Genomic DNA, 23,030 nt, shown 5'->3' with positions numbered 1-23,030 from the left:
GCAAACTGGCGTTTGCGGTTTGTTATTGCATTATGACGCTGTGAGATACGTGTCTTTCGGGCCGTTATTTGCGCCCGGAATGGCCGAAGCCGCCTTCGCCACGGTCGGTGGCGTCAAAGTCTGCCACCAGGTTAAATTCTGCCTGTACCACCGGTACAAAGACCATCTGCGCGATACGCTCGCCCGGTTCAATGGTGAAGCTGTCCTGACCACGGTTCCAGACGGAAACCATCAGCTGACCCTGGTAGTCGGAGTCGATCAGGCCGACCAGGTTCCCCAGCACAACGCCGTGCTTATGGCCCAGACCAGAACGCGGCAGGATCACCGCTGCCAGCGACGGGTCAGCAATGTGAATCGCCAGGCCAGTTGGAACCAGGGTAGTGGCACCCGGAGCCAGTTCTACGGCGTCATCGAGACAGGCGCGCAGGTCAAGACCGGCAGAGCCGGAGGTGGCATAGGTTGGCAGCGGGAATTGCTCGCCAACACGCGGGTCCAGAATCTTAACGTCGATTTTTTTCATCATAACGGGTAACGATCTCGTCGAGTAATTGTTGGCCCAGGAGTTCCTTGCGCTCAAGCGGTAAGACTTTATCTCCATCCTGCCAGAAAAGGTGCAGTGCGTTGCTGTCGCTGTTAAATCCTTGTGTGGCCAGCGATACGTCGTTCGCGCAAATCAAATCGAGGTTTTTGCGGGTACGTTTTTGCCGGGCATATTCTTCCACATTATTCGTTTCTGCGGCAAACCCAACAACGTAAGGACGATGGCTTTTTAATGCGGCGACACCGGCAACGATGTCCGGGTTTTTCACCATTTTTAGTGTTAATTCATCGCCTTGCTTTTTGATTTTAGACTCGGCGATGGTCTCGGCTCGATAGTCAGCCACGGCCGCACAACCGATAAAAATCTGCTGGCTTTGCGCATGGGCCTGCACGGCGGCTTCCATCTCCAGCGCGGTGGTAACATTAATACGCTGCACAAACGGTGGCGTAGGTAACGAGACCGGGCCGCTTACCAGCGTGACGTTGGCACCGCGTTTTGCCGCCGCGGCAGCTATCGCAAAGCCCATTTTACCGGAACTGTGGTTGGTGATGTAACGCACCGGGTCCAGCGGCTCGCGCGTGGGGCCCGCGGTAATCATGATGTTGAGATGTTGCAGATCGTTGACAGGCGAAAAATGGGCTGCGGCCATATCAACAATCGTCAGCGGGTCAAGCATGCGACCCGGGCCAACATCGCCACAGGCCTGGCTGCCGCTGTCCGGACCCCAGATAAGCAGGCCGCGTGAGGCCAGCGTCTCCAGATTGTGCTGGGTGGCTGCGTTACGGTACATCTGCTGGTTCATGGCAGGAACGACGGCAACAGGCGCTGGCGTGGCCAGACAAATGGTGGAGACCAGGTCGTTTGCCATACCGGCCGCCACCCGAGCGATTAAATCAGCCGTGGCGGGGGCGAGGATAATCAGGTCTGCCCATTTCCCCAGTTCAATATGGCCCATCGCGGCTTCGGCGGCTGGATCCAGCAGGCTGTCAGATACCGGGTATCCTGAAACGGCCTGCAGGCTCAAAGGAGTGATAAAGGCTTTACCGCCTTCGGTTATCGCGACCCGCACATCTGCCCCGCGCTCGCGCAGACGACGCACCAGCTCCGGCGCTTTGTAGGCAGCAATGCCGCCGCTCACGCCAAGAACGATTTTTTTACCGGCCAGGCTCATCATGATTCTTTCCTGTTGGGTTTCACCAGAGAGCGGGCATTTTACCACAATCCCCAAAGCGGGGTGATTTTGTCCTTCGACCACTTTGCGAGGCGCTACGCAAGAACGCAATGTGGTCGTCGAGCGACGGATTGGCCTGTGGCAGCATGAGGTCAAAAAAGGGAGAAAGAGCATGGAAGAAGAGGATGAGCAGCTGCTGCCGCGTGAAAAACTGCTGCGCTATGGCGTCACCCAGTTAAAAGACGATGAACTGTTGGCGCTCTTTTTACGTACCGGAACGCCCGGAAAAACGGTATTTACGCTGGCAAAAGAGCTGATAGCACATTTCGGTTCGCTGTACGGTTTACTGACCGCAGATCTGGCGCAGTTTAAGCACGTTGAGGGGATCGGCGTGGCGAAATATGCCCAGTTGAGGGGCATTGCTGAACTTGCCCGCCGTTTTTACAATGTCCGCATGGAGAAGGAAGAGCCGATCCTGACTCCAGCGATGACGCGCGAATTCCTGCAAAGCCAGTTAACCGATATTGAACGCGAGATCTTTATGGTGATCTTTGTCGATAACAGAAACCGGGTGCTGAAACATAGCTGTCTCTTTGCGGGCACGTTGAGCCACGTTGAGGTGCATCCGCGTGAAATTGTGCGGGAAGCGATAAAAGTGAATGCAGCGGGCGTGATCCTCGCGCATAATCACCCCTCTGGCTGTGCAGAACCGAGCAGAGCGGACAAAGAAATCACCGAACGCATTATCAAATGCTGTCAATTCATGGACATTCGTGTGCTGGACCATCTGATAATTGGCCGCGGAGAGTACATTTCTTTCGCAGAACATGGCTGGATTTAGGCTATTTCTCGCGATCCATCGGGATCTTTGTCTGTTCGGGACTTGAGCACACCGCCGAGTCAGCGTATACTACGCCACCTTTGAGAATCTCGGGTTTGGCATTTGGGCCTGGCAATCGAGAGTTCACTTAGAACTATGCGATGACCGGGCTGTAAAGCCTGACGAGGCGCCGATACCCCATACGAAGCTCGAGCTAATTTGATTTTTGGAGAATAGACATGTCCCGAGTCTGCCAAGTTACTGGCAAGCGTCCGGTGACCGGTAACAACCGTTCCCACGCACTGAACGCGACTAAACGCCGTTTCCTGCCGAACCTGCACTCTCACCGTTTCTGGGTTGAGAGCGAGAAGCGTTTTGTCACCCTGCGCGTATCTGCTAAAGGTATGCGTGTAATCGATAAGAAAGGCATCGATACAGTTCTGTCCGAACTGCGTGCCCGTGGCGAAAAGTACTAAGTACTTAAAGAGGAAATAAATCATGGCTAAAGGTATTCGCGAGAAAATCAAGCTGGTTTCTTCTGCTGGTACAGGTCACTTCTACACCACCACGAAGAACAAACGTACTAAGCCGGAAAAACTGGAACTGAAAAAATTCGATCCAGTTGTACGCCAGCACGTACTGTACAAAGAAGCTAAAATCAAATAATTTTAGTCTCCTTGTATCGAAAAACCCCGCAACTGCGGGGTTTTTTGCATTCTGTATCTCAACGGAGGAACCATGCCTGAATTACCTGAGGTAGAAACCAGCCGTCGCGGCATTGAGCCCCATCTGGTCGGCGCGACGATTCTTCACGCGGTGGTTCGCAATGGACGTCTGCGCTGGCCGGTGTCCGATGAGATCCATGCCCTGAGCGATAAACCCGTCCTTAGCGTACAGCGCCGCGCTAAATACCTGCTGCTGGAGCTGCCCGACGGCTGGATTATTATCCACCTGGGGATGTCCGGGAGCCTGCGCATTCTTACCGAAGAACAGCCTGCGGAAAAGCACGACCACGTCGATCTGGTGATGAGTAACGGCAAAGTGCTCCGTTACACCGACCCACGGCGCTTTGGAGCGTGGCTGTGGACGAAGGAGCTGGAAGGGCATAACGTGCTGGCGCATCTGGGCCCAGAGCCGCTTTCAGACGCGTTTAACACGGAATACCTCAAGGCGAAGTGTGCGAAGAAGAAAAGCCCGATTAAGCCCTGGCTGATGGATAACAAGCTGGTGGTCGGCGTGGGAAATATCTATGCCAGCGAATCGCTGTTTGCGGCCGGGATCCATCCCGATCGGCTGGCCTCTTCGCTGTCTGCGCAGGAGTGTGAGCTGTTGGTCCGGGTCATTAAGGCGGTACTGCTGCGCTCTATTGAGCAGGGCGGGACAACGTTAAAGGACTTCCTGCAAAGCGACGGGAAGCCAGGCTATTTTGCCCAGGAGCTTCAGGTGTATGGCCGTAAAGGCGAACCGTGCAGAGTCTGCGGCACGCCAGTTATTGCAACGAAGCACGCCCAGCGCGCCACGTTTTACTGCCGTCAGTGCCAGAAATAGGGTTACTTTAGCTTTTCCATCAATGCCTGGTGGACGTTAGTCGGCAGGAAATGGGTGACATCGCCGTGATGACGCGCCACCTCTTTTACCAGCGTGGAAGAGATAAACGACCACTCTTTGGAGGGCATCAGGAACACGCTCTCCAGCTCCGGCATCAGGTGGCGGTTCATGTGCGCCAGCTGCATCTCATACTCGAAGTCTGCCACCGCGCGTAAACCACGGATCAGAATATTTGCCTGCTGAGCGCGGGCGAAGTTTGCCATCAGGTCGCTAAACCCGACCACCTCAACATTCGGCAGGTGCGAAATGGCATCGGTGGCGAGCTTTACGCGCTCGTTGAGGTCAAACATCGGCTTTTTGCTGGGGCTGGCGGCAATGGCCAGGATCACCTTGTCGAACATGCACGCCGCACGGGTGATGATATCAAGATGACCGTTGGTGATCGGATCGAAGGTACCCGGATAAATCGCTTTTGTGCTCATGGCTCACGTTTTCTCTGAGTAGCCGCGGCAGAGCGCCCACAGCTCGGTGTATTTGTTGAAAGTATACTGGGCATTCACTACCGCGAGTAACCAGCCCTGCTTACCGTCCAGTACGCCACCACGCAGCAGCAGCGTTTTCAGGAACGCGCCCAGCGTGTGGGTGAAGATACCCGTCAATGAGGCCTTTTTGCCGCGCTGGTGACGTTCCTGCGCCCATGCGGTGGCATAGTTGAGCTGTTTACGCTGGAAGCTCGCGAAATCACGGCAGGTCAGGTGCAGCAAATCGCCCGTCAGGGGAATGACCTGGGCGCTATCGCAGCTCAGGGATTCATGGACCAGATTGTCGTTGTACTGATACCGCTCGCGTTCGTAGAGGCGCATCACGCGGTCAGGATACCAGCCGCTGTGGCGCATAAAACGGCCAAGGAAGTAGTTGCGGCGGGCAATGCTGTATACGGCACCAGGCTGAGGTGAGGAAAGCACTGCCTGAATGGCCTGCTGAAGTTCTGGCGTAATGCGCTCGTCAGTGTCGAGCATCAGGACATAATCACCGGTGGCATACCCCTGCGCGCGCTGGCGCTGGATGCCATAGCCTTGCCAGTCAGCGTCGACAAAGACTTTTGCGCCCGCTGTCCGGGCAACGTCCACCGTGTTGTCCGTACTTCCGGAGTCAAGCATGACTATCTCGTCAGCCCAGGCAACCGACGCCAGGCAATCCGGAAGCAGGTCGGCGGCGTTTTTGGCGATCATTACGACCGACAGACGCGTTGACATTAGTGGCTCCGCTGGGGCAGATAAGGTTGCAGAAGTTGCAGCAGACGGGTCAGTGCGCCCTGGTTCTGGTGCAGTACTTCGACGGCATGTCGCCCGTACCACAGGCGATAATCTTCGTCAGTCAGAAGGGTCGATACCTCTTTGACCACCGAATCCGCATCGGTTACGGTAATTAAACCATCGGCCTGCTGTAATTTTGCACAGATATCTTTGAAGTTAAACGTGTGCGGACCCATCAGCACCGGAATGGCGTGCGCAGCCGGTTCCAGCGGGTTATGACCGCCGCGCTCGACCAGGCTGCCACCGACAAACGCGAGGTCAGCAATGCCGTACAGCAGCATCAGCTCACCCATCGTATCGCCAATCACCACCTGGGTGCTGCCGGAAGGGATTTCACCGCTGCTGCGCAACGTGAAGCTGAAGCCGCCTTTCTGGACCATTTCACGGGCATCTTTAAAACGCTCCGGATGGCGAGGCACAAGGATAAGCAGTAAATCAGGGAATGTTTCCAGCAGCTTACGGTGAGCCTGCAGGATGATCTCTTCTTCGCCATCATGGGTACTGGTCGCAATCCAGACCTGGCGACGTGGGGCCCACTGGCGACGCAGTGTGATCGCACGGGCGGCGAGTTCAGGGGTAACAGAAATATCAAATTTCAGGCTGCCCGTTACCGCAAGCTGGTTGCGTTTGAGGCCCAGCGCGATAAAGCGTGACGCGTCCTCTTCGTTCTGCGCGGCAATCAGCGTGATCCTGCTGAGCAGGCGGCGCATAAATTTACCCAGCTTGCCGTAACCTTTCGCCGAGCGCTCTGACAGGCGCGCGTTGGCAATCACCAGCGGGATTTTACGGGCATGCAGGGCGGAAATCATGTTCGGCCACAGTTCGGTTTCCATCACGATCACCAGCTTCGGGCGAACGGTATTCAGGAAACGATTCATGGCGCAGGGCAGATCGTAAGGCAGATAGACGTGCTGCACGTCTTTTCCGAAAGCGGATAACGCGCGCTCCGAGCCAGTCGGCGTCATGGTGGTGACGGTGATCGGCAGCGACGGGTAGCGGTGACGCAGGGCGCGAACCAGGGGGATCGCCGCCAGCGTTTCACCGACAGAAACGGAATGCAGCAAAATACCGTCCGGTGTGACTTTATTGCGGCAGAAGCCATAGCGTTCAGCCCAGCGTTTACGATACGCAGGCGCTTTCCGGCTACGAAGCAACAGTCTCAGCCACACCAGTGGCTGAATGATGTAGAGCAGAGCGGTATACAACAATTCCAAGCGATTATCCGTTTTTTTAGTTTCGGCGGGCAAATTCTAAGCATTTAGGCCAGGTAAAGCTATCTCTTATGCCAGATACCGTTTTAAACGAAAATAACGTCGACCCAGCCGCCAGCGCAGACGCGGACTTTTTGCACTTTTCCAGATGAGTTTCCAGATGCCTGCTTCGAAGAATTCTTTAATAATCAGTGATTTCTTCTTCTCATCCTTCATGTTGTCGAAGGTGTGAATAATTCCCAGCCCCTCTTTGGCAATTTGCCAGTGGCAGGCTGGGATCCCTTTCACTTTATCCGGGTAACGCTGATTGATGGCATCGAGCAACTGCAGGATTTTCATGTAGTGACGCGCGGAGCGGATCAGCGTGTCGTCATTGTCCGGCATATGGGACACCGATGCAGAGTGAATGTAGTAGTCGTAATAACGTTCACTGGTGTACTGAACCCGCTCTGCCGCGAGCAGCACTTCGGTGGTCCACGGGATATCCTGATGGCGCAGGCCGGGTTCGAAATGGAAACTGTGTTTACGGATAAAGTCGTGGCGATAGATGTTCAACCAGGTGACGTGAAGGAATTTACGCGAATCCAGCGCCATTTTTAACCACGCTGGGCCAGCCATGACCCCTGTCGAAGCCAGTTTGTCTTCAGGGAAGATCGGGCGTGAGGGTTTCTTGTTGTTCTCCCAGACGTAGTTCCCGTTACAGGTGGCGACATCCAGATCCTGTGTGACGGCCATATCCAGCAGGCGCTGGTACATGCCGGGTTTAAAGACATCATCAATATCCGGGAAAGAGAGATATTGACCCGTCGCAACGGCCAGACCGGTATTACGCGCGATGGATACGCCCTGGTTTTGCTGTTCTATGACCTGCAGCTGCGGCAGTTTTTCTCGCCAGTTTTCGACGATCTCCATCGAGCGGTCAGTAGAGCCGTCATTGACAATGATGACTTCCATGCTGTCGATGCGTTGATTCACAAGGCAGGTAAAGAACTGATCCAGGAAAGCTTCACCGTTATAAACGGCAACCACCACGCTTAACAATGGGGCTGAATTTTGCATAAGAAACCTGATTATTTTTGATTGTCGACCAGAGCAATATATTGCTGGCAAATGGCATTGATACCGAACGACGCGATCGTTGCATCGCCAACGACCGGTGGGGCGGTATAAATATCCGCCAGCGTTTTTGCCAGTGACGCGTCATTTAACTCTGCCAGCCCGCGCGCTAAGGCTCCGGTAAGGATTTCGGCGGGGCCACCTGGGCAATTTGTACTGACCGGTGGCGTCTGGCAGATAATGGCTTCAACCAGCACATTACCAAAACCTTCGCAGTCAGAACTTAACACTAAAAGGCGTGCCCCTTTAATCCAGGGATAGGGATTGGAATCGAACGGGCGGAAAACCGTTTTGTTTTCAATACCCAGCTCGGCAGCCAGCTGCTTGAGTTTTTGAATTTGCGCTTCGGATCCATTGCCCATCATGACCAGCGTTGTGTCAATTTTACTCAGGGCGAACGCACGTAAAAGGCGGTCGTGGCGTTTGTGCTCATGGAAGCGACCAACATGAATGATGTAATCCTTTCCCTGCATCTCGAAGGGCGCATCCGCCAGACGCTGAATTTCAGGAATATCGAAAGGATTATGGATAACCGCTTTGCGTCGAAGATTGAGTGCCAGCGTCTCGGAAAGATCTTTCAACACGGCGCCTGAGACGGCGACAACGTTGCGGTTTTCGTAGGTATGACGAATTTTGAGATGTTTAAACCAGCGTGAAAGTCCGCTGCGATGGCGAAGATAGGAAAACGAGAACATGCCGTGCACGCAGAACCAGACTTTGTCACGTTCCAGCGCGCGGCAGTGCGCCACAATGCGGTCTGTTTTGTGCAAATGAGAGAAAACCACATCAAATTTGCCGCTGCGTTCAGCTCGCTTAATTGCTTGATCCAGCAATTGGGCGCGGCGTGGGATCTCCGTCAGCTTTCGCCACGGTTTTTTACATGTGTCCTGAACAACCTGATAATCGATGCCTTCCGGGATGGCGTAGTCGCACACTTTCCGCAGAGAGAATAGAGAGACCTGATGCCCCATTTCTTTTAATCCGCGGGAGAGTGTAAGAACCGTTTTTTCGGCTCCTCCACCGGGTAAACCATCAATAATCATTAGGATGCGCATTTTTAATCCAGTAATTTTTGATAAAGCGTAATAAGCTGACTTGACAGTTTTTCGGGAGTGGCGTCTTTTACACGTTCACGTGCCGCTCGTCCCATATTGTTATTTTTTTCCAGAGAAGGGATGGCGGCTACCGCTTCCTTCAATGCACTGATATCAAGTGCGTCACAATAAAATCCGTTCTGGCCTTGTTGAATAAATTCTGCACCACCGCAACTCTCTGAAGTAATGACGGGTAAGCCGCAGGCCATCGCTTCAAGAATGACGTTAGGAAAGGGATCATACAGCGTTGGCAACAGTAAACCATCGGATAGCTGATAAAAAGGCAGAGTTTCTTTTTGCACCCCCAGGAAACGGATTTGCCCCTCGCAGCCTAACGAACGGGCGAGTTCGCGATAACGACGTTCTGCTTTATCTTGTCCAACCACAATCAGCCAGGCTGATGTTCCAGCGATAGCGCGTATGGCGCTGGCCAATCCTTTTCGTTCAAACCCTGAGCCTACGAAGCAGAATATTACGGCATCGGTTGGCAAGCCAAACTGCTGGCGTAGTGCAAAACGCTGCGACTCTTCTGCCGGAACGAAGCGGGTGGAGTCTATTGAATTATAAATCACATGTATTTTTTTTGCGTCAATATCAAAGTCTTCAACGATTTCGCGTTTGATCATTTCCGCATTACAAATCACCGCTTTTAACTCGGGCGCCTGGTACATTTCACGTTCGGCATGCATCACGTAGCGGTGATAACGGTCGAGCATCAACATTTTCGCGCGCCAGGCAGGTAAAATGCGCGCGCGCTGCAGCAGCCAGCGACGATGCACCCCATCACCTGCGCGATAGATATCACAACCCGGGATGCGCTCATGGCTTTGAACAATATCAAACTGCTGTTGCTGCCACAGCGCGCGTGCGGCCTGTGCAAATCCGCGTTCACGACTGATGCGACCCCATTTTTGAGGGTTGCAAATGTGAATATGCCAGTCGTCTTGCTTCTCTCCCTGCCACTCACGCGTGATGACGTTGAGTTCAAGGTTCTGATTGCTCAGTGCGGTGAGGGCGCGCGAAACGAAGCGTTCCGCTCCGCCATCAGGGCGATACTTTTGGCGAACAATGGCCAGACGATGGTGTTTCATGACAGATATCTCCTTGCGGCGGAGACGACAGCATCAACGGGAATGGCGTCGAGATAGCGTTCTTTCGTTTTGGTATCAATGGCATCCGGATCGGGTAGTGGGCCGTAATCGCCGGCCCAGATCACTTCCCCTTTAACCTGCCAGGGTGACCAGAACGTCAGTTTTGATGGACCAAACAAGGCCACGCAGGGCGTTTGCAGCGCGGCGGCCATATGCATCGGTACGGAGTCGACACCAATAAACAGAGAGGCATGATCGATAAGCGATGCCAGTTGACGCAGCGTCAACTGGCCCGCCAGCGAAACGACACCGGTTTTCGGTGCGGCAGCGAGAATGCGATCGATCATCGCCAACTCTTTTTTATCCGGCCCCGCGGTGAGCACAACCGTATGACCATCCTGCTGAAGTGCAGTAATGGTTTGCGCCATTTTGTCTTCGCTCCAGCATTTAAAGAACCAGCGTGACGTCGGCTGGATCACGATATAGCGCTCGCCCACACCCGTCTGCGTCAGTCTTTGACGGGCATGATCCCAGTCTTCTGCAGTGTAGGCCATGGTTACGGCAGGCTGCGGCGCGACCGGTAATGGCGTTAAAATGGAGAGATTCTGTTCGACCGTATGCAGGGATTTGTGGCCATCGACAGAGACCAGATCGGTATGACAAAAACGCCAGAATGCACTGTTGCGTTTGTTAAACGCGAATCCGAGGCGAACCGGTGCACCGGTGAAACGGGTGACGATAGCGCTACGCCATTGATCGGCAAGGTTAATGACCAGATGATAATGCTGATTTCTTAACGCACACAGCAACTGCCACTCTTTTTGAAGATGCTTCAGCGTGCCCAGCTGCTTCCATTTACGATCGATTCCATAAATTGTACCGATCGCCGGATGCGCGGCGAGCATATCGCGCGTTTCTTCATACAGCAGGACATCAATCTGTGCCTGCGGCCATTTTTGACGTAACGAATCAATGACGGGAGTGGTCAGCAACATGTCGCCATGATGGCGGAGTTTGATAAGTAAAATGCGCAAATCAGGTGTGTCAGGTAAGTTATTCATCATCATCTTATCGGCGTTGTACTGATGGCAATTCTAATAGACCTGATAGCGACTTGCACTCTTTCTCCATAATCTCAGGAATTTCCCTGGAAGGGTTTACTCATGCTTTGGAGAGTGCGTAACATAGCGCTAACTTTCCTGTCTTGCGGACTCATTATGAACAAACCAGCGTTTATCATCACAATTGATACTGAGGGCGATAATCTCTGGCAAAATCACCGCGTCATTAAAACGGAAAACGCGCGCTATCTGGCGCGGTTCCAGACGCTTTGTGAGCGTTTCGGCTTTAAGCCCGTGTGGCTTACCAATTACGAGATGGCAATCGAGCCCGTTTTCATTGCGTTCGCCAGGGACGTGATCGCCCGCGGTCAGGGGGAAGTGGGGATGCACCTTCACGCATGGAATAGCCCACCGGAGCACGATCTCACGGGAGATGACTGGCGCTGGCAGCCTTATTTGATTGAATTTTCGGATGAGGTTATGCGCGAGAAAGTGCTGTTCATGACTCGCCTGCTGGAAGAGACATTCCAGACCAAAATGCTAAGCCACCGTGCCGGACGTTGGGCATTTGATAGCCGCTACGCCAGGTTACTGATTGAGCTGGGCTATCAGGTTGATTGTTCCGTCACGCCGCGAGTGAACTGGCGCAACGCGAAGGGGGCGCCGCAGGGTAATGGCGGAACGAATTATCAGCATTTTCCTGACCACGCCTACTTTATTGATACTGACGATATCTCCCGGGCAGGCAATAGCCTATTACTCGAAGTGCCGATGAGCATTCAGTATAAACACCCGGCCTGGTTGAACACGATCAAACAGGGTTACGATCGGCTTCGCGGTAAATACCGCTCACCCTCCGTCAACTGGCTAAGACCGTCCGGTGGGAATGCGGCGCAAATGATTCAGGTTGCACAGCAATGCCTGTCTCAGGGAAGTGAGTACGTGGAGTTTATGCTTCATTCGTCGGAATTTATGCCTGGCGGAAGCCCTACGTTTAAAGATGAGGCGGCGATCGAAGGGTTGTATCAGGATTTAGAAACGCTCTTTAGCTGGTTATCCGATAAGACGGTGGGGATGACGCTGGCGGAGTTTTATCAATACAAGAAAAAATAATGCCCGCGACGCGGGCATTATCATTAACGTTGCCGGGTCTGAGAAAAAGGTGTACTCAGCGCAAACACGGTGACAAAGAAGATTAAGGCTTCTGAACTCAATAGTATGACGTCCGTCAGGCCATAGAGTAATAAAAGAAGCATGGTCGTCAGCAGCAGGCCGTTTCTGTTTTTAAGCGCGTAAGCGATCATCGATATATAGAAAAAGAATAATATCACCAGACCGGGGATCCCTTGCAGAGAATATTTTTCAATAAACTCATTATGCAGATGCACCCTGATATAATCGAGTGCGGATGCGAGATGTGGATGCCCATTTTTCACATATTGCTGTGTCCATACTTCACGGTCTTCAACAGACTGCCCTAAAGGATGGGCAAGTCCGTTTTGAATACCAACACTCCACATAGAAAAACGTGCACCGAGTGAAGTTGCATCGTATCCTTTTTGATAACTTTCAACTTCAGTTTGTGTTTGTTGTATCTTTGGTAAAATTAATGGCTTGTAGCTAACGATAACAATACCTGCCACAATACATAAGAAAATCAGCGTTGATTTAAGGTGTATTCTTCTGAAGTGGTAAAGCGTGAGTACAATCGCCAGGAGTAAATATAATCCCATTGCGGCACGCGTGCCCGTTAAAAGAATAACAAAATAAGATATTAAGATGATGAGTCCTGCGGCTACATAAAGTTTTATATTTTTCTGTAGATAAAGGCTGTATACCAACGCCAGTGACAGTACAGAGTAAACATAGGCCGACACGGTCGCACGATTTATAGCCATCTCGATACGCCCCATACCCTGTGATGCCTGCCATAAGCCATAGCCAGTGGCGAGTATAAACCCTGCACCGGAGGCGTATAAGAAATATTTCTGGAAGGATGTTTTATCAATATAAGACTTAAACCGGTCAAGATAAAAAATGAGAATGCTTGCCAGAATCAATTTTTTACTTGCGCCGAGATAATCGCTATAAACGTTCAGACCTTCACTATGGTATTCATACACCATGTACCAGCCAAAATTAAGCAACCCAATTAGCAAAATCGGCAATGCGATAGAAAAAGGACGCACTGCGATTTTTTTATATTCACATGCTAAGCCGATAATGCTGGCATAAGTCGCAATATAGAAAAACTCTCGTTGCTTACCTGAACTAAGCAGCGTGAGCGCAAGCGAAATAAGGCTCAAAATCAGCGTAAGCTGATAAAGCCGCAGTTTTACTTTTTCCATAGTGCCTCAATGACCCTTTTTTTGTAGCTGAAACGTACATCTCTGGAGAAGAAGAAAGAGAAAGAATAAAGTGTGTTTACCCGCTGTTTAACCAGTTTGAGTTGCAGGTCGGTTAGATGCTGCCGGTGGTTACTGTAGATATCAAACCAATGACAATTAATAAGATGTTTGAATAATATCGGGAATGTTTTTTCCATCCGTAAGGTGCATTCGATAAGCGTAGCGATTTTACTGGCATCGAGTCGGCTCGACAAACTGTCGCTACGTTTGATGTAATAATAGTGTCCCTGACGCTGATAGACTATTTTACTCGATTGCATCAACATGCCGGGAAATACGGCGAAATCTTCATAGCAGACCATCGAAGGAATCGGGTTGCTTACGTACAATTTCCGATGAATGAATTGCCCGATGAGATGTGCCTGAAAATCTTTGTGCTGCAGGAACCGCTTTATTGCCTCATGTTGTGACAAAGCAACAGGAGAGAACCCCTGCCAGTCGGCGGTGATTTTTTGGGTGTCACGAATTTCCAGCAAGCGCGTCAGTAGCATATCAGGGCGCTCTGTTTTGAGGTACGCCACAGCGTCCCTGATGCTGCCCGGTTTCAATCGGTCATCGCTATCCAGCATGGTAATGTATTCACCTGAGGCCAGCGAGAGGGCACTGTTTCGAACATGACCTACGTTACGGTACTCTACGTATCGGGATTGCGCATTCGGAAGCGTTGGCAGCCACGCCTCAATAATATCCTGTGTTGAGTCATCGGAACTGTCGTTAAAGATAATGATCTCTACATCATCGCCCGCATCATTAATCGCGTTTTGTAGACTTTCCAGCGTTGTATGAAGCGTATCTTTGGCGTTATGCGCGGCAATAATGATGCTTAGAAAAGCCATAATAATTAGTTTCCCTGAGCATCAAAGGAATATGCGGTTGCGTTAATTGTTGATAACTCGCAAATAAAATGTTTGAGGTCACGTAGCGATTCGTCTGTTACAGCGAAGAGTTCTTCCCGGCTCTGTGAGAAGTAATATCGTGTTTCAAAAACATATGAGCAAATGTTGGCATCATTACCAATCAGCAATACGTTGCCCAGCGGACGCTGTTCATAGTGGCAGCAAGGCCCGAACAGTAAGATTACCGGCACCCCGACTGCATCGGCAATGTAGACATTCCCCGAGTCAGACGCGATATAGCAATCCATTTTAGAAATGGCCCACGGCAGCTCTTCAAGCGAGATTTTGCCAATCAGATTAATAAAGTTGGGCAGTTCACCATAAGCGCGGGTGATATCATCCATCCACGATTGTTCATTCGGGGCGCCAAACACATAAAATTCGCAAGGCAGGTCGGCGAGACGATCGGCAATTTGCTTCCAGATGACCGGCGGAACGGTTTTCGCTTTATTTCCGGCGGCTACGCTGATGCCAATGCGGATCACGCCGGGTTTATCGAGGATTGCCGGATAGGTCGCGGGTTTGAAAAGTGGCTTTGTGGCGTGCTTTGGCGAGTCTTGCCAGGTTAAGGCGCGATCGGCCAGTTTCAGATAGTTCGTGACCGACAGCGTCTTTCTACCGTGTTCAACAGTACCGTCTGCCGTTGCATAGAAAATACCGTGATACCATCTGCGTGTGTAAGTGCTTAAAAACTGTTTGTTTTTAGCATTACAAACGGCGGCGAAAAAGAGGTTCACGCTGTTAGGTTGCAGAAGATAGACATTGTCATAGCGGTTCATGATCCGACAGGCAAAGACCAGCTTTCGCCACAGGTTACGCTTATGCTGCTCGATAAAAAAAATCTCGTCGATCGTCTCATCATGCTTCGCCAGTGCACCCACGCTACGACTGATGAGCACGTCGCTTTTTTGCAGGTATGCCAGAAGGGGCGTTGCATTAACAAAATCGCCGATTTTTGCTGTCTGAATGACCAGGTTTTTACCTGTCTCTTTGCGGAACAGCTTCCGGATAAGTTTCACCGGAAAGAGTAAAATCAGCAGAAATACGTAACTCATGCGTTAGATATCCCTGTTGGAAAGCCAACGGCTGCCCTGTAAAAATGAAAAAATAGCATCTGCGCTGATATCCTTCGTTTGCTGGGTCGGGCTGACCATCTGATGCTGGTTTTTACCGTAACCCCCGATCAATCCAGGATCGGTCGGGCCAAAAATCGTAATATTCGGACGATCCAGCGCTGCGGTTAAATGGCTTAAGCCTGTATCAACGGAAACAACAGCATTCGCCCCCGCCAGCTGCGCTGCAACCTGCGCCAGCGTGAGCTTCGGCAATACCTCGACGTGCGAATAGCCGGCGGCCAGACGCTCTGCACGCTGCCGCTCATGTTCAGCTCCCCAGGGCAGTTTAATATGGATACCGGTAGGTTGCATTAGTTCAATCAGGCTTCGCCAGTGCGTTTCCGGCCAGTGTTTATCGTCGCGCGTTGTGGCATGCAGGAAGACAAGATAAGGCTGAGCACAGGGATCTGTATTGCGCAAAAAGTGCTGCGCAATGGCGTAGTCGCCCTGGGTTTCCGGTTTCGCATAGCCCAGGCTTTTTGCAAACAGCTCGCGGGTACGTTCGACGGCATGCTGTTGCTTTGCGATGTGGTGGCGGCGGTTATAGAACAGGCTCGCCAGCGGTTCACGGGCGGTGTGCCAGTCCATGCCGTGCTTTACGCCGTGTGCCAGACGCGTCACCAGCGCGGCGCTTTTCACCAGCCCCTGGGCGTCGATGATAGCGTCATAATGCTGTGCCTGCACCGCCTCACGGAAGGCTTTGCGTTCGGCTTTAATCGGCGCGGAGAACCACGCTTTGCGCCAGCGGCGAATCGCCACCGGGATCACGCGGTCAACCGCTTCATGCCAGGTGGGGATCTGCGCGAAGCCTTCTTCCACCACCCAGTCAAAACGAATGCCGGGAATGGCCCGCATGGCGTCCGTCAGCGACGGCAGCGTATGCAGAACATCGCCCATCGAAGAGGTTTTAACGATCAGTACCCGCATTCGTTATCCTTCTTCGCTCAACAGCAGTTCGTTAAGCTCTTCGAGAACGCGCTCTGGCGTGATGTCGATCAGGCTCTGATGGTAGCCTTCTGCGGCATCGCCTTTGCGCACTTTGTGGTAGCCGGTGATCAGGCGGATGACGCGCGCTTTATGAGAAAGCGGGGGCGTGAAGTCCGGGCTACTTGGGCCATACAGCGCCACCAGCGGGCGGTTGAGCGCAGCGGCGACGTGCATCAGGCCTGAATCGTTGGTGACCACAGCCTTGCAGGCGGCAATCAGAATAACCGCCTGTTCAAGCTGCGTTTCTCCCGCCAGGTTGCGGCACCAGGCCTGCTGTTCATTACTGAGCGTCGCGAGAATTTCGTTGCCAGCCTCGTGGTCTTTTGCCGAACCAAACAGGACAATCTGGTAGCCTTCGTCAATCAGCTGTTTCGCCAGCTCCGCATAATGATAGTGCGGCCAGCGTTTTGCCGGACCGAACTCGGCGCCAGGGCAGAAGCCAATCATCGGGCGTTCAGACGAAAGACCAAACGCGTTACAGGTCTGGGATTTTTCACCGTCGTTAACCTGAAGCTGTGGCCAGAGCAGCGGCTGCGGCAGATCTTTCGCACTGCGCATCACGCCTTTGTCATAGGCCAGCGCCACATAGCGCTCCACCATCAGCGGCCAGGCGTCTTTATCCAGCACCCGCGCATCGTTCAGCAGGCCGTAGCGCATTTCACCGCGCCAGCCGGTGCGATGTGGGATGCCCGCAAAAAAGGGCACCAGGGCGGATTTAAAGGAGTTTGGCAGGACATACGCGCGATCGTAGCGCTTCTCGCGCAGGCTATGACCGAGCTTGCGGCGTTCGCCGATTTCCAGCGCCCCGTGGCCAAGCGGCATCGGGATGGCTTCATTCACTTCCGGCATACGCGACAACAGCGGACGGCACCACGCGGGCGCCATCACGTCGATTATCGCCTGGGGATAACGCGCCTTGAGCGTGCGATAGAGACTTTGCGACATCATCATGTCGCCCACCCATGACGGGCCGATCACCAGAATTCTCATACTTACGCGTCGCGGTTCAGCCAGGTCATATATTCCGTTACGCCTTCGGCAACGGTCTTGAACGGCTTGTCGTAGCCTGCGGCGCGCAGGTTGGTCAGATCGGCCTGCGTGAACGCCTGATAACGGCCTTTCAGCTTGTCAGGGAACGGAATGTACTCGATGCTGCCTTTTTTGTGATACGCCAGCGTTGCGTCAGCCACTGCCTGGAAGGACTCCGCGCGGCCGGTACCCAGGTTGAAGATGCCGGATACGCCGTTTTCCCAGAACCACAGGTTCACTGCGGCAACGTCGCCCACGTAAACGAAGTCGCGCTTAAAGCCGTCGCTGCCTTCGAACAGTTTCGGGCTTTCGCCGTTATTCAACTGGGTGTTCAGGTGGAATGCTACGCTTGCCATGCTGCCTTTGTGGCCTTCGCGCGGTCCGTAGACGTTGAAGTAACGGAAACCGACGATCTGCGAGTTCGCTTCTGGCAGAACCTGACGCACGTACTCGTCAAACAGGAATTTAGAATAACCGTAGACGTTAAGCGGCTGCTCATATTCGCGGGACTCGATGAAGTCCGAGGTGCGGCCGCCGTAGGTTGCCGCGGAGGAGGCGTACAGGAACGGAATTTCACGCTCCAGGCAGTAGTGCAGGATCTCTTTGGAGTACTGATAGTTGTTGTCCATCATGTACTTACCGTCCCACTCGGTGGTGGAGGAACAGGCGCCTTCGTGGAAGATGGCTTCGATCTCGCCGAACTCTTCGCCTGCCATAATCTGGATAAGGAAGTCTTCTTTATCCATGTAGTCAGCGATGTTCAGATCCACCAGGTTGACGAACTTGGTGCCATCTTTCAGGTTGTCAACCACCAGGATGTCGGTGATGCCTTTGTCATTGAGAGCCTTAACAATATTGCTGCCGATAAAGCCTGCGCCGCCGGTAACGATGATCATAACTGTAACCTTTGAAGTGTGAAGCCCGGGGACAATCCCGGACGCTAATGTCTCTATCATATCATTAGTATGGCTGCCCTTCAGCCATTCACCTTCACAGCGCAGGGGTACGCGTGATTTATGCTGCAAAAACGACAAGAGATGACGTGTCATCTCGTCATGAACTATAGGTTTGGGTAATATGTCCCGAAATTTGCCGAGTCTGGAGAATTGCAATGCGTGGTGATTTTTACAAACAGTTAAACAACGACCTCGACACCGCACGTGCGGAAGGGTTGTTCAAGGAAGAGCGTATTATCACGTCTGCCCAGCAGGCGGACATCACCGTTGCCGACGGCAGCCATGTGATCAACTTTTGTGCGAACAACTACTTAGGTCTTGCGAATCACCCTGAGCTGATTGCCGCTGCAAAAAACGGCATGGACACCCACGGTTTCGGTATGGCCTCCGTACGCTTTATCTGCGGTACGCAGGACAGCCACAAGCAGCTTGAGCAAAAGCTGGCGAGCTTCCTCGGAATGGAAGACGCGATTCTGTACTCCTCCTGCTTCGACGCCAACGGCGGTCTGTTTGAGACCCTGCTCGGCGCAGAAGATGCGATTATCTCCGACGCCCTGAACCACGCTTCCATCATCGACGGCGTACGCCTGTGCAAAGCGAAGCGTTTCCGCTACGCCAACAACGACATGGTTGAGCTGGAAGCGCGCCTGAAAGAGGCTCGTGAAGCAGGTGCTCGCCACGTGCTGATCGCCACCGATGGCGTGTTCTCCATGGACGGCGTGATCGCCAACCTGAAGGGCGTGTGCGACCTGGCGGATAAATACGATGCGCTGGTGATGGTCGATGACTCTCACGCGGTCGGTTTTGTTGGCGAAAACGGCCGTGGTTCCCACGAATACTGTGATGTGATGGGCCGCGTGGACATCATCACCGGTACGCTGGGCAAAGCGCTCGGCGGCGCATCCGGCGGCTATACGGCCGCTCGAAAAGAGGTGGTTGAGTGGCTGCGCCAGCGCTCTCGCCCATATCTGTTCTCCAACTCCCTGGCACCCGCGATTGTGTCTGCCTCCATTAAAGTACTGGAGATGGTGGAGTCCGGTGCCGGGCTGCGCGACCGTCTGTGGTCCAACGCTCGTCTGTTCCGTGAAAAAATGAGTGCCGCAGGTTTCACTCTGGCCGGTGCTGACCACGCGATCATTCCGGTGATGCTGGGCGATGCGGTCGTCGCGCAGCAATTTGCCCGCGAGCTGCAGAAAGAAGGGATTTACGTCACCGGGTTCTTCTTCCCGGTGGTGCCAAAAGGTCAGGCGCGTATCCGCACCCAGATGTCTGCGGCGCATACGCCTGAACAAATTGAACGTGCGGTGGAAGCCTTTACCCGCATCGGCAAACAGCTGGGCGTAATTGCCTGAGGACGTGTGATGAAAGCGTTATCCAAACTGAAAGCGGAAGAAGGGATTTGGATGACCGACGTGCCGGAGCCGGAAGTCGGTCATAACGATCTGCTGATCAAAATTCGTAAAACGGCTATCTGCGGTACTGACGTTCACATCTACAACTGGGACCAGTGGTCGCAGAAAACCATTCCGGTACCGATGGTTGTCGGTCACGAATATGTCGGTGAAGTGGTGGGTATCGGCCAGGAAGTGAAAGGCTTCCAAATTGGCGACCGCGTCTCCGGTGAAGGCCATATTACCTGCGGCCACTGCCGTAACTGCCGCGGCGGGCGTACGCACCTGTGCCGTAATACCATTGGCGTGGGCGTAAACCGTCCGGGCTGCTTCGCGGAGTACCTGGTGATCCCGGCGTTTAACGCGTTCAAAATCCCGGACAATATCTCTGACGATCTGGCCTCCATCTTCGACCCGTTCGGCAACGCGGTGCACACGGCGCTCTCCTTCGACCTGGTCGGTGAAGACGTGCTGGTCTCCGGCGCGGGCCCAATCGGCATTATGGCGGCAGCCGTAGCGAAGCACGTGGGTGCGCGCAACGTTGTGATCACCGACGTGAACGAATACCGACTGTCGCTGGCGCGTAAAATGGGCGTCACCCGTGCGGTAGATGTCTCGAAAGAGAGCCTGACCGACGTGATGGAAGAGCTGGGCATGACCGAAGGCTTTGACGTGGGTCTGGAGATGTCCGGTGCGCCACCGGCGTTCCGCACCATGCTCGACACCATGAACCACGGTGGCCGTATCGCGATGCTGGGTATCCCGCCGTCAGATATGTCTATCGACTGGAACAAAGTGATCTTCAAGGGGCTGTTCATCAAGGGCATCTATGGCCGCGAGATGTTCGAAACCTGGTACAAGATGGCGGCGCTGATCCAGTCCGGTCTGGATCTGTCCCCGATTATTACTCATCGTTTCTCCATTGATGAGTTCCAGCAGGGCTTTGACGCGATGCGTTCCGGCCAGTCAGGGAAAGTGATCCTGAGCTGGGATAAATAATCAAAAAGGGGCCTCAGGCCCCTTTTTTCATTGATTCTTTTTCTCTTCGTCCGTCAGGTAACGCACCTTGCGGGTGTAGTCCTGACCTTTGAACAACAGTTTGTTATCCGGCGATTCAAGATACTTCTGCCATTCGGAGAGTGGGAAACCGCCGTGCGCACCAATCACCTCTTTCGGTACCACGGCTTCCTGACCGCCGATCTTCTTGGAGACCGGCCAGTTCATCCAGTCGCCCAGGTTGACCGTTTTTAAATCCAGCATATCCAGCAGCGCGGCGAGGGGTAATTGATCGGTCGGCGGCTGCGTGTCGTCCATCAGCTCCCAGGTATCCTGGAACAGCGTCAGCCACAGCGGGCAGATGCGGCGCCAGGTTTTTTTGTTTGCCGCAAGAAACGCGCCGTTAACGTGATCGACCAGATACGGGCGCACCGTCTCTTTGTAATACGCCGGCACCTTCTCCGCTGGCGCACCGTCAAGCTTGGCAATCATCTTGCCCTGACGGAAGCTGGAGTAGATGTGCATATCGGCCATCTTGATCTCGGGCATCTTCAGCAGGTTGAGATCGGAATCGATCATCAGTATCCCTTCACCGCGTGCCTGCAGCGGGGCGTTAAGCTTCACCAGACGGCTGAGGTAGATCTGCTTATAGCGGTAACCTTCCTCACGAACCGGAAGGTTAAGCGTCACGACGCGGGTTTTAGGCGGCAGTACCCCAAAGGCGGATTCAGGTTGATCGCTGACGATGACGATTTCGCTCGCCCCGGTGGCATAACGTTCCGCGAAGGTGGCAGAGAGTAATGCTTCTTCGACGAAATCTGCGCCGGTACACGGAATCACAATAGAATCCACCGCAGCAAGTGCGCCCGTCACGGGCAGAGAGCTATAAGGAATGTTGTGTCGCCCGGTGATATGACGATAGCGAGCATTAAGAAATTTAAACATAGTTATCTCGTTTGGTTAGTGCGCACCAAGCACGGCTTCGACACCGCTGACATAGTTTTCGATGGCATAGGTATGACAGACGTTCTGGTATGCAGCCGCAGCCAGTCGAGCCCGCAGCTCCGCATCTGCCCAGATATTGTCCAGATGCTGTGCAAGTTGTGAAACATCGCTCCAGGGGAAGAGCAGCCCTGTCGAATCATGATCAATCAATTCCGCCGTGCCGGTCACCTGAGATCCAATCACCGGGATATTGAGAAGCATCGCTTCCAGCACCACACGCGGTAGCCCTTCGCTTTTTGAGGCGAGAATAAAGGCGTCAAACGTAGCGAGGTAATCAAACGGGGTATTCTGAAAGCCGGTAAAGATGACGTGGTGTTCAATTCCCAGCACTCGGGCCTGTTCCGCTAAAGCGCGGCGTTCGCCACCTTCGCCGACCAGCACCATTTTCCATTTCGCCTGGGGATGCTTCTGGCTGAACTGCGCCAGCGCCTCCAGCGTGTGGTGGTTGGTTTTGCGAGGGATTAACGACCCGATACTGCCGAACACAAACGTGTCGTCATCAATGTTCAGGCGCTGGCGCATCGCGCGTCGGTCAGGTAAAGGCTGGTGGATGTCGATGGCATTATTGACCGTCGTACACAGTTCAGGCCGGACGCCATGCTGAAGCAACACGCGTTCAACGCCGTGCGAGACGGCGATGATTTTTGTGGCATGGGCATTAACCAGCTTCACCAGCGGTGGGGTCAAAACAGGTTCAATGCGGCAGTGCTGAATCAACCGCGCCTGCAGTTTTGCTGCCGCGAGATAGCCTTCCTCATTTGAGCCCGGTTGGTTATTCATATAGAGCGTATCGAAACCGCCCTGCGTGAAAAGGGTTTCGATTTTGCTGACGTTAGGCTTGATGCGCCACATAATATCCACATGACGCGTCAATGCCTTGCGGGCACTGCGTGAGAAAAACAGCAGGCTACGTCCCGCTTCCTTCAACAATTTGGCCCAGACCGGCTGCTGACGTTGAGGGATCACGATGAGCGGGATCCCGATGCCGTTGAGCACCTGGCCAATTGTCTCACCTTCAGCACGACTATAATCACTGTAAAAACAACAGGTAATATCGAATTTATCGCGATTGATTCGCTTCAGGAGCTCAAGCATACTGTTGGTGCCTCCCCCCCATTCTTTACCCGTGTCCAGGAGGAGAATTTTACTTTTGTGCGGCATGTCTGAATCCGTGTGCTACCCTTCATCTGACTGCATTATAAAGAATCTGTTGAAATAAAATAGATTTTTCTATTTTATTGCGCTTCAGGATTAGACAAAATTTCAAGCGTGCTTATT

24 protein-coding genes are annotated in these 23,030 nt (G+C 53.2%); 7 read left to right on the top strand and 17 right to left on the bottom strand.

From position 1 onward, the window contains the following. Window positions 1-64: 64 nt before the first annotated feature. Window positions 65-523, bottom strand: coding sequence for a dUTP diphosphatase (gene dut, locus FU672_RS15005; RefSeq protein ID WP_008502691.1), 459 nt, complete (start codon window positions 521-523; stop codon window positions 65-67). Further along, window positions 501-1,712: a bifunctional phosphopantothenoylcysteine decarboxylase/phosphopantothenate--cysteine ligase CoaBC gene (gene coaBC, locus FU672_RS15000; protein ID WP_148243914.1), complete on the bottom strand. Its 1,212-nt coding sequence runs from the start codon at window positions 1,710-1,712 to the stop codon at window positions 501-503. The genes dut and coaBC overlap by 23 nt, the downstream gene beginning before the upstream one ends. A gap of 172 nt (window positions 1,713-1,884) precedes the next feature. Between coaBC and radC the strand changes: the two genes are divergently transcribed. From radC to mutM, 4 genes are all read left to right on the top strand, one after another. Next, on the top strand, window positions 1,885-2,553 hold the full coding sequence (radC, locus tag FU672_RS14995) for a RadC family protein (RefSeq protein ID WP_148243825.1): 669 nt from the start codon (window positions 1,885-1,887) through the stop codon (window positions 2,551-2,553). Window positions 2,554-2,771: 218 nt separating this feature from the next. Next, window positions 2,772-3,008, top strand: coding sequence for a 50S ribosomal protein L28 (gene rpmB, locus FU672_RS14990; protein ID WP_002436699.1), 237 nt, complete (start codon window positions 2,772-2,774; stop codon window positions 3,006-3,008). A gap of 22 nt (window positions 3,009-3,030) precedes the next feature. Further along, window positions 3,031-3,198 carry a 50S ribosomal protein L33 gene (gene rpmG, locus FU672_RS14985; RefSeq protein ID WP_003024094.1) on the top strand — a complete coding sequence of 56 codons (168 nt, stop codon included), beginning with the start codon at window positions 3,031-3,033 and terminating at the stop codon, window positions 3,196-3,198. A gap of 72 nt (window positions 3,199-3,270) precedes the next feature. Further along, window positions 3,271-4,080 (top strand): bifunctional DNA-formamidopyrimidine glycosylase/DNA-(apurinic or apyrimidinic site) lyase, encoded by an 810-nt coding sequence (mutM, locus tag FU672_RS14980; RefSeq protein WP_148243824.1) that lies wholly within the window; start codon window positions 3,271-3,273, stop codon window positions 4,078-4,080. A 2-nt stretch (window positions 4,081-4,082) separates the two neighbouring features. Here the strand turns inward: mutM and coaD are convergent, their stop codons facing one another. The 7 genes from coaD to rfaQ all read right to left on the bottom strand — a co-directional run bounded on the left by coaD (window position 4,083) and on the right by rfaQ (window position 10,975). Beyond that, window positions 4,083-4,562, bottom strand: coding sequence for a pantetheine-phosphate adenylyltransferase (coaD, locus tag FU672_RS14975; RefSeq protein ID WP_032661930.1), 480 nt, complete (start codon window positions 4,560-4,562; stop codon window positions 4,083-4,085). A gap of 3 nt (window positions 4,563-4,565) precedes the next feature. Then, window positions 4,566-5,336, bottom strand: a complete 771-nt coding sequence (locus FU672_RS14970) for a glycosyltransferase family 2 protein (RefSeq protein ID WP_148243823.1) — start codon at window positions 5,334-5,336, stop codon at window positions 4,566-4,568. Beyond that, a complete protein-coding gene (gene waaA / locus FU672_RS14965) occupies window positions 5,336-6,610 on the bottom strand; it encodes a lipid IV(A) 3-deoxy-D-manno-octulosonic acid transferase (protein WP_148243822.1) in 1,275 nt (424 codons plus the stop codon). The genes FU672_RS14970 and waaA overlap by 1 nt, the downstream gene beginning before the upstream one ends. A 66-nt stretch (window positions 6,611-6,676) precedes the next feature. Next, a complete protein-coding gene (locus tag FU672_RS14960; protein WP_148243821.1) occupies window positions 6,677-7,666 on the bottom strand; it encodes a glycosyltransferase in 990 nt (329 codons plus the stop codon). An 11-nt stretch (window positions 7,667-7,677) separates the two neighbouring features. Continuing rightward, complete coding sequence (locus tag FU672_RS14955; protein ID WP_148243820.1) at window positions 7,678-8,778, bottom strand: glycosyltransferase; 1,101 nt, start codon at window positions 8,776-8,778, stop codon at window positions 7,678-7,680. 2 nt (window positions 8,779-8,780) lie between these two features. After that, complete coding sequence (locus FU672_RS14950) at window positions 8,781-9,908, bottom strand: glycosyltransferase family 4 protein (protein WP_148243819.1); 1,128 nt, start codon at window positions 9,906-9,908, stop codon at window positions 8,781-8,783. Further along, window positions 9,905-10,975 carry a putative lipopolysaccharide heptosyltransferase III gene (gene rfaQ, locus FU672_RS14945; protein WP_148243818.1) on the bottom strand — a complete coding sequence of 357 codons (1,071 nt, stop codon included), beginning with the start codon at window positions 10,973-10,975 and terminating at the stop codon, window positions 9,905-9,907. The genes FU672_RS14950 and rfaQ overlap by 4 nt, the downstream gene beginning before the upstream one ends. A gap of 150 nt (window positions 10,976-11,125) precedes the next feature. Between rfaQ and FU672_RS14940 the strand changes: the two genes are divergently transcribed. Next, window positions 11,126-12,082, top strand: a complete 957-nt coding sequence (locus FU672_RS14940) for a polysaccharide deacetylase family protein (protein ID WP_148243817.1) — start codon at window positions 11,126-11,128, stop codon at window positions 12,080-12,082. Window positions 12,083-12,105: 23 nt separating this feature from the next. Here the strand turns inward: FU672_RS14940 and FU672_RS14935 are convergent, their stop codons facing one another. From FU672_RS14935 to rfaD, 6 genes are read right to left on the bottom strand one after another with little or no spacing between them, the layout of a single operon-like run. After that, entirely contained in the window at window positions 12,106-13,317 is a 1,212-nt protein-coding gene (locus tag FU672_RS14935; protein WP_148243816.1) for an O-antigen ligase family protein, read from the bottom strand. Then, entirely contained in the window at window positions 13,305-14,213 is a 909-nt protein-coding gene (locus FU672_RS14930; protein WP_148243815.1) for a glycosyltransferase family 2 protein, read from the bottom strand. Before FU672_RS14930 ends, FU672_RS14935 begins: the two co-directional genes overlap by 13 nt. 5 nt (window positions 14,214-14,218) lie before the next feature. After that, window positions 14,219-15,328 carry a glycosyltransferase family 9 protein gene (locus tag FU672_RS14925; protein ID WP_148243814.1) on the bottom strand — a complete coding sequence of 370 codons (1,110 nt, stop codon included), beginning with the start codon at window positions 15,326-15,328 and terminating at the stop codon, window positions 14,219-14,221. 3 nt (window positions 15,329-15,331) lie between these two features. Further along, entirely contained in the window at window positions 15,332-16,315 is a 984-nt protein-coding gene (gene rfaC, locus FU672_RS14920; RefSeq protein ID WP_148243813.1) for a lipopolysaccharide heptosyltransferase RfaC, read from the bottom strand. Window positions 16,316-16,318: 3 nt separating this feature from the next. Then, window positions 16,319-17,365 (bottom strand): ADP-heptose--LPS heptosyltransferase RfaF, encoded by a 1,047-nt coding sequence (gene rfaF / locus FU672_RS14915; RefSeq protein WP_148243812.1) that lies wholly within the window; start codon window positions 17,363-17,365, stop codon window positions 16,319-16,321. 2 nt (window positions 17,366-17,367) lie between these two features. Next, entirely contained in the window at window positions 17,368-18,300 is a 933-nt protein-coding gene (rfaD, locus tag FU672_RS14910; RefSeq protein WP_148243811.1) for an ADP-glyceromanno-heptose 6-epimerase, read from the bottom strand. Window positions 18,301-18,515: 215 nt separating this feature from the next. Between rfaD and kbl the strand changes: the two genes are divergently transcribed. Then, on the top strand, window positions 18,516-19,712 hold the full coding sequence (gene kbl / locus FU672_RS14905) for a glycine C-acetyltransferase (protein ID WP_148243810.1): 1,197 nt from the start codon (window positions 18,516-18,518) through the stop codon (window positions 19,710-19,712). Window positions 19,713-19,721: 9 nt separating this feature from the next. Further along, window positions 19,722-20,750 (top strand): L-threonine 3-dehydrogenase, encoded by a 1,029-nt coding sequence (gene tdh / locus FU672_RS14900; RefSeq protein WP_023309906.1) that lies wholly within the window; start codon window positions 19,722-19,724, stop codon window positions 20,748-20,750. Window positions 20,751-20,777: 27 nt separating this feature from the next. On the opposite strand, the gene FU672_RS14895 is transcribed toward tdh, so the two are convergent. Together FU672_RS14895 and FU672_RS14890 are read right to left on the bottom strand one after the other, a co-directional pair. Beyond that, window positions 20,778-21,692 (bottom strand): hypothetical protein, encoded by a 915-nt coding sequence (locus tag FU672_RS14895; protein ID WP_148243809.1) that lies wholly within the window; start codon window positions 21,690-21,692, stop codon window positions 20,778-20,780. A gap of 15 nt (window positions 21,693-21,707) precedes the next feature. Beyond that, the gene (locus FU672_RS14890) at window positions 21,708-22,913 is read right to left on the bottom strand and encodes a glycosyltransferase (RefSeq protein WP_148243808.1); all 1,206 of its coding nucleotides are present in this window, start codon (window positions 22,911-22,913) and stop codon (window positions 21,708-21,710) included. Between the last annotated feature and the right edge of the window lie 117 nt (window positions 22,914-23,030).

This window comes from Enterobacter asburiae (assembly GCF_008080435.1).
Classification (GTDB): Bacteria; Pseudomonadota; Gammaproteobacteria; order Enterobacterales; family Enterobacteriaceae; genus Enterobacter; species Enterobacter asburiae_C.
The sequence above is the reverse complement of the archived record's forward strand: the minus strand, read 5'-3'. Positions and strand labels throughout refer to the sequence as shown.

What these genes read in the sequence shown, in the direction of transcription:
- FU672_RS14890 (WP_148243808.1), bottom strand. Translation starts at nt 22,913, where the DNA reads ATGCCGCACAAAAGTAAAATTCTCCTCCTGGACACGGGTAAAGAATGG.
- FU672_RS14935 (WP_148243816.1), bottom strand. Translation starts at nt 13,317, where the DNA reads ATGGAAAAAGTAAAACTGCGGCTTTATCAGCTTACGCTGATTTTGAGC.
- dut (WP_008502691.1), bottom strand. Translation starts at nt 523, where the DNA reads ATGATGAAAAAAATCGACGTTAAGATTCTGGACCCGCGTGTTGGCGAG.
- kbl (WP_148243810.1), top strand. Translation starts at nt 18,516, where the DNA reads ATGCGTGGTGATTTTTACAAACAGTTAAACAACGACCTCGACACCGCA.
- FU672_RS14930 (WP_148243815.1), bottom strand. Translation starts at nt 14,213, where the DNA reads ATGGCTTTTCTAAGCATCATTATTGCCGCGCATAACGCCAAAGATACG.
- rfaD (WP_148243811.1), bottom strand. Translation starts at nt 18,300, where the DNA reads ATGATCATCGTTACCGGCGGCGCAGGCTTTATCGGCAGCAATATTGTT.
- rfaF (WP_148243812.1), bottom strand. Translation starts at nt 17,365, where the DNA reads ATGAGAATTCTGGTGATCGGCCCGTCATGGGTGGGCGACATGATGATG.
- FU672_RS14960 (WP_148243821.1), bottom strand. Translation starts at nt 7,666, where the DNA reads ATGCAAAATTCAGCCCCATTGTTAAGCGTGGTGGTTGCCGTTTATAAC.
- mutM (WP_148243824.1), top strand. Translation starts at nt 3,271, where the DNA reads ATGCCTGAATTACCTGAGGTAGAAACCAGCCGTCGCGGCATTGAGCCC.
- FU672_RS14925 (WP_148243814.1), bottom strand. Translation starts at nt 15,328, where the DNA reads ATGAGTTACGTATTTCTGCTGATTTTACTCTTTCCGGTGAAACTTATC.
- radC (WP_148243825.1), top strand. Translation starts at nt 1,885, where the DNA reads ATGGAAGAAGAGGATGAGCAGCTGCTGCCGCGTGAAAAACTGCTGCGC.
- FU672_RS14895 (WP_148243809.1), bottom strand. Translation starts at nt 21,692, where the DNA reads ATGTTTAAATTTCTTAATGCTCGCTATCGTCATATCACCGGGCGACAC.
- rfaQ (WP_148243818.1), bottom strand. Translation starts at nt 10,975, where the DNA reads ATGATGATGAATAACTTACCTGACACACCTGATTTGCGCATTTTACTT.
- FU672_RS14970 (WP_148243823.1), bottom strand. Translation starts at nt 5,336, where the DNA reads ATGTCAACGCGTCTGTCGGTCGTAATGATCGCCAAAAACGCCGCCGAC.
- FU672_RS14955 (WP_148243820.1), bottom strand. Translation starts at nt 8,778, where the DNA reads ATGCGCATCCTAATGATTATTGATGGTTTACCCGGTGGAGGAGCCGAA.
- rpmB (WP_002436699.1), top strand. Translation starts at nt 2,772, where the DNA reads ATGTCCCGAGTCTGCCAAGTTACTGGCAAGCGTCCGGTGACCGGTAAC.
- tdh (WP_023309906.1), top strand. Translation starts at nt 19,722, where the DNA reads ATGAAAGCGTTATCCAAACTGAAAGCGGAAGAAGGGATTTGGATGACC.
- coaD (WP_032661930.1), bottom strand. Translation starts at nt 4,562, where the DNA reads ATGAGCACAAAAGCGATTTATCCGGGTACCTTCGATCCGATCACCAAC.
- coaBC (WP_148243914.1), bottom strand. Translation starts at nt 1,712, where the DNA reads ATGAGCCTGGCCGGTAAAAAAATCGTTCTTGGCGTGAGCGGCGGCATT.
- rfaC (WP_148243813.1), bottom strand. Translation starts at nt 16,315, where the DNA reads ATGCGGGTACTGATCGTTAAAACCTCTTCGATGGGCGATGTTCTGCAT.
- FU672_RS14950 (WP_148243819.1), bottom strand. Translation starts at nt 9,908, where the DNA reads ATGAAACACCATCGTCTGGCCATTGTTCGCCAAAAGTATCGCCCTGAT.
- FU672_RS14940 (WP_148243817.1), top strand. Translation starts at nt 11,126, where the DNA reads ATGAACAAACCAGCGTTTATCATCACAATTGATACTGAGGGCGATAAT.
- rpmG (WP_003024094.1), top strand. Translation starts at nt 3,031, where the DNA reads ATGGCTAAAGGTATTCGCGAGAAAATCAAGCTGGTTTCTTCTGCTGGT.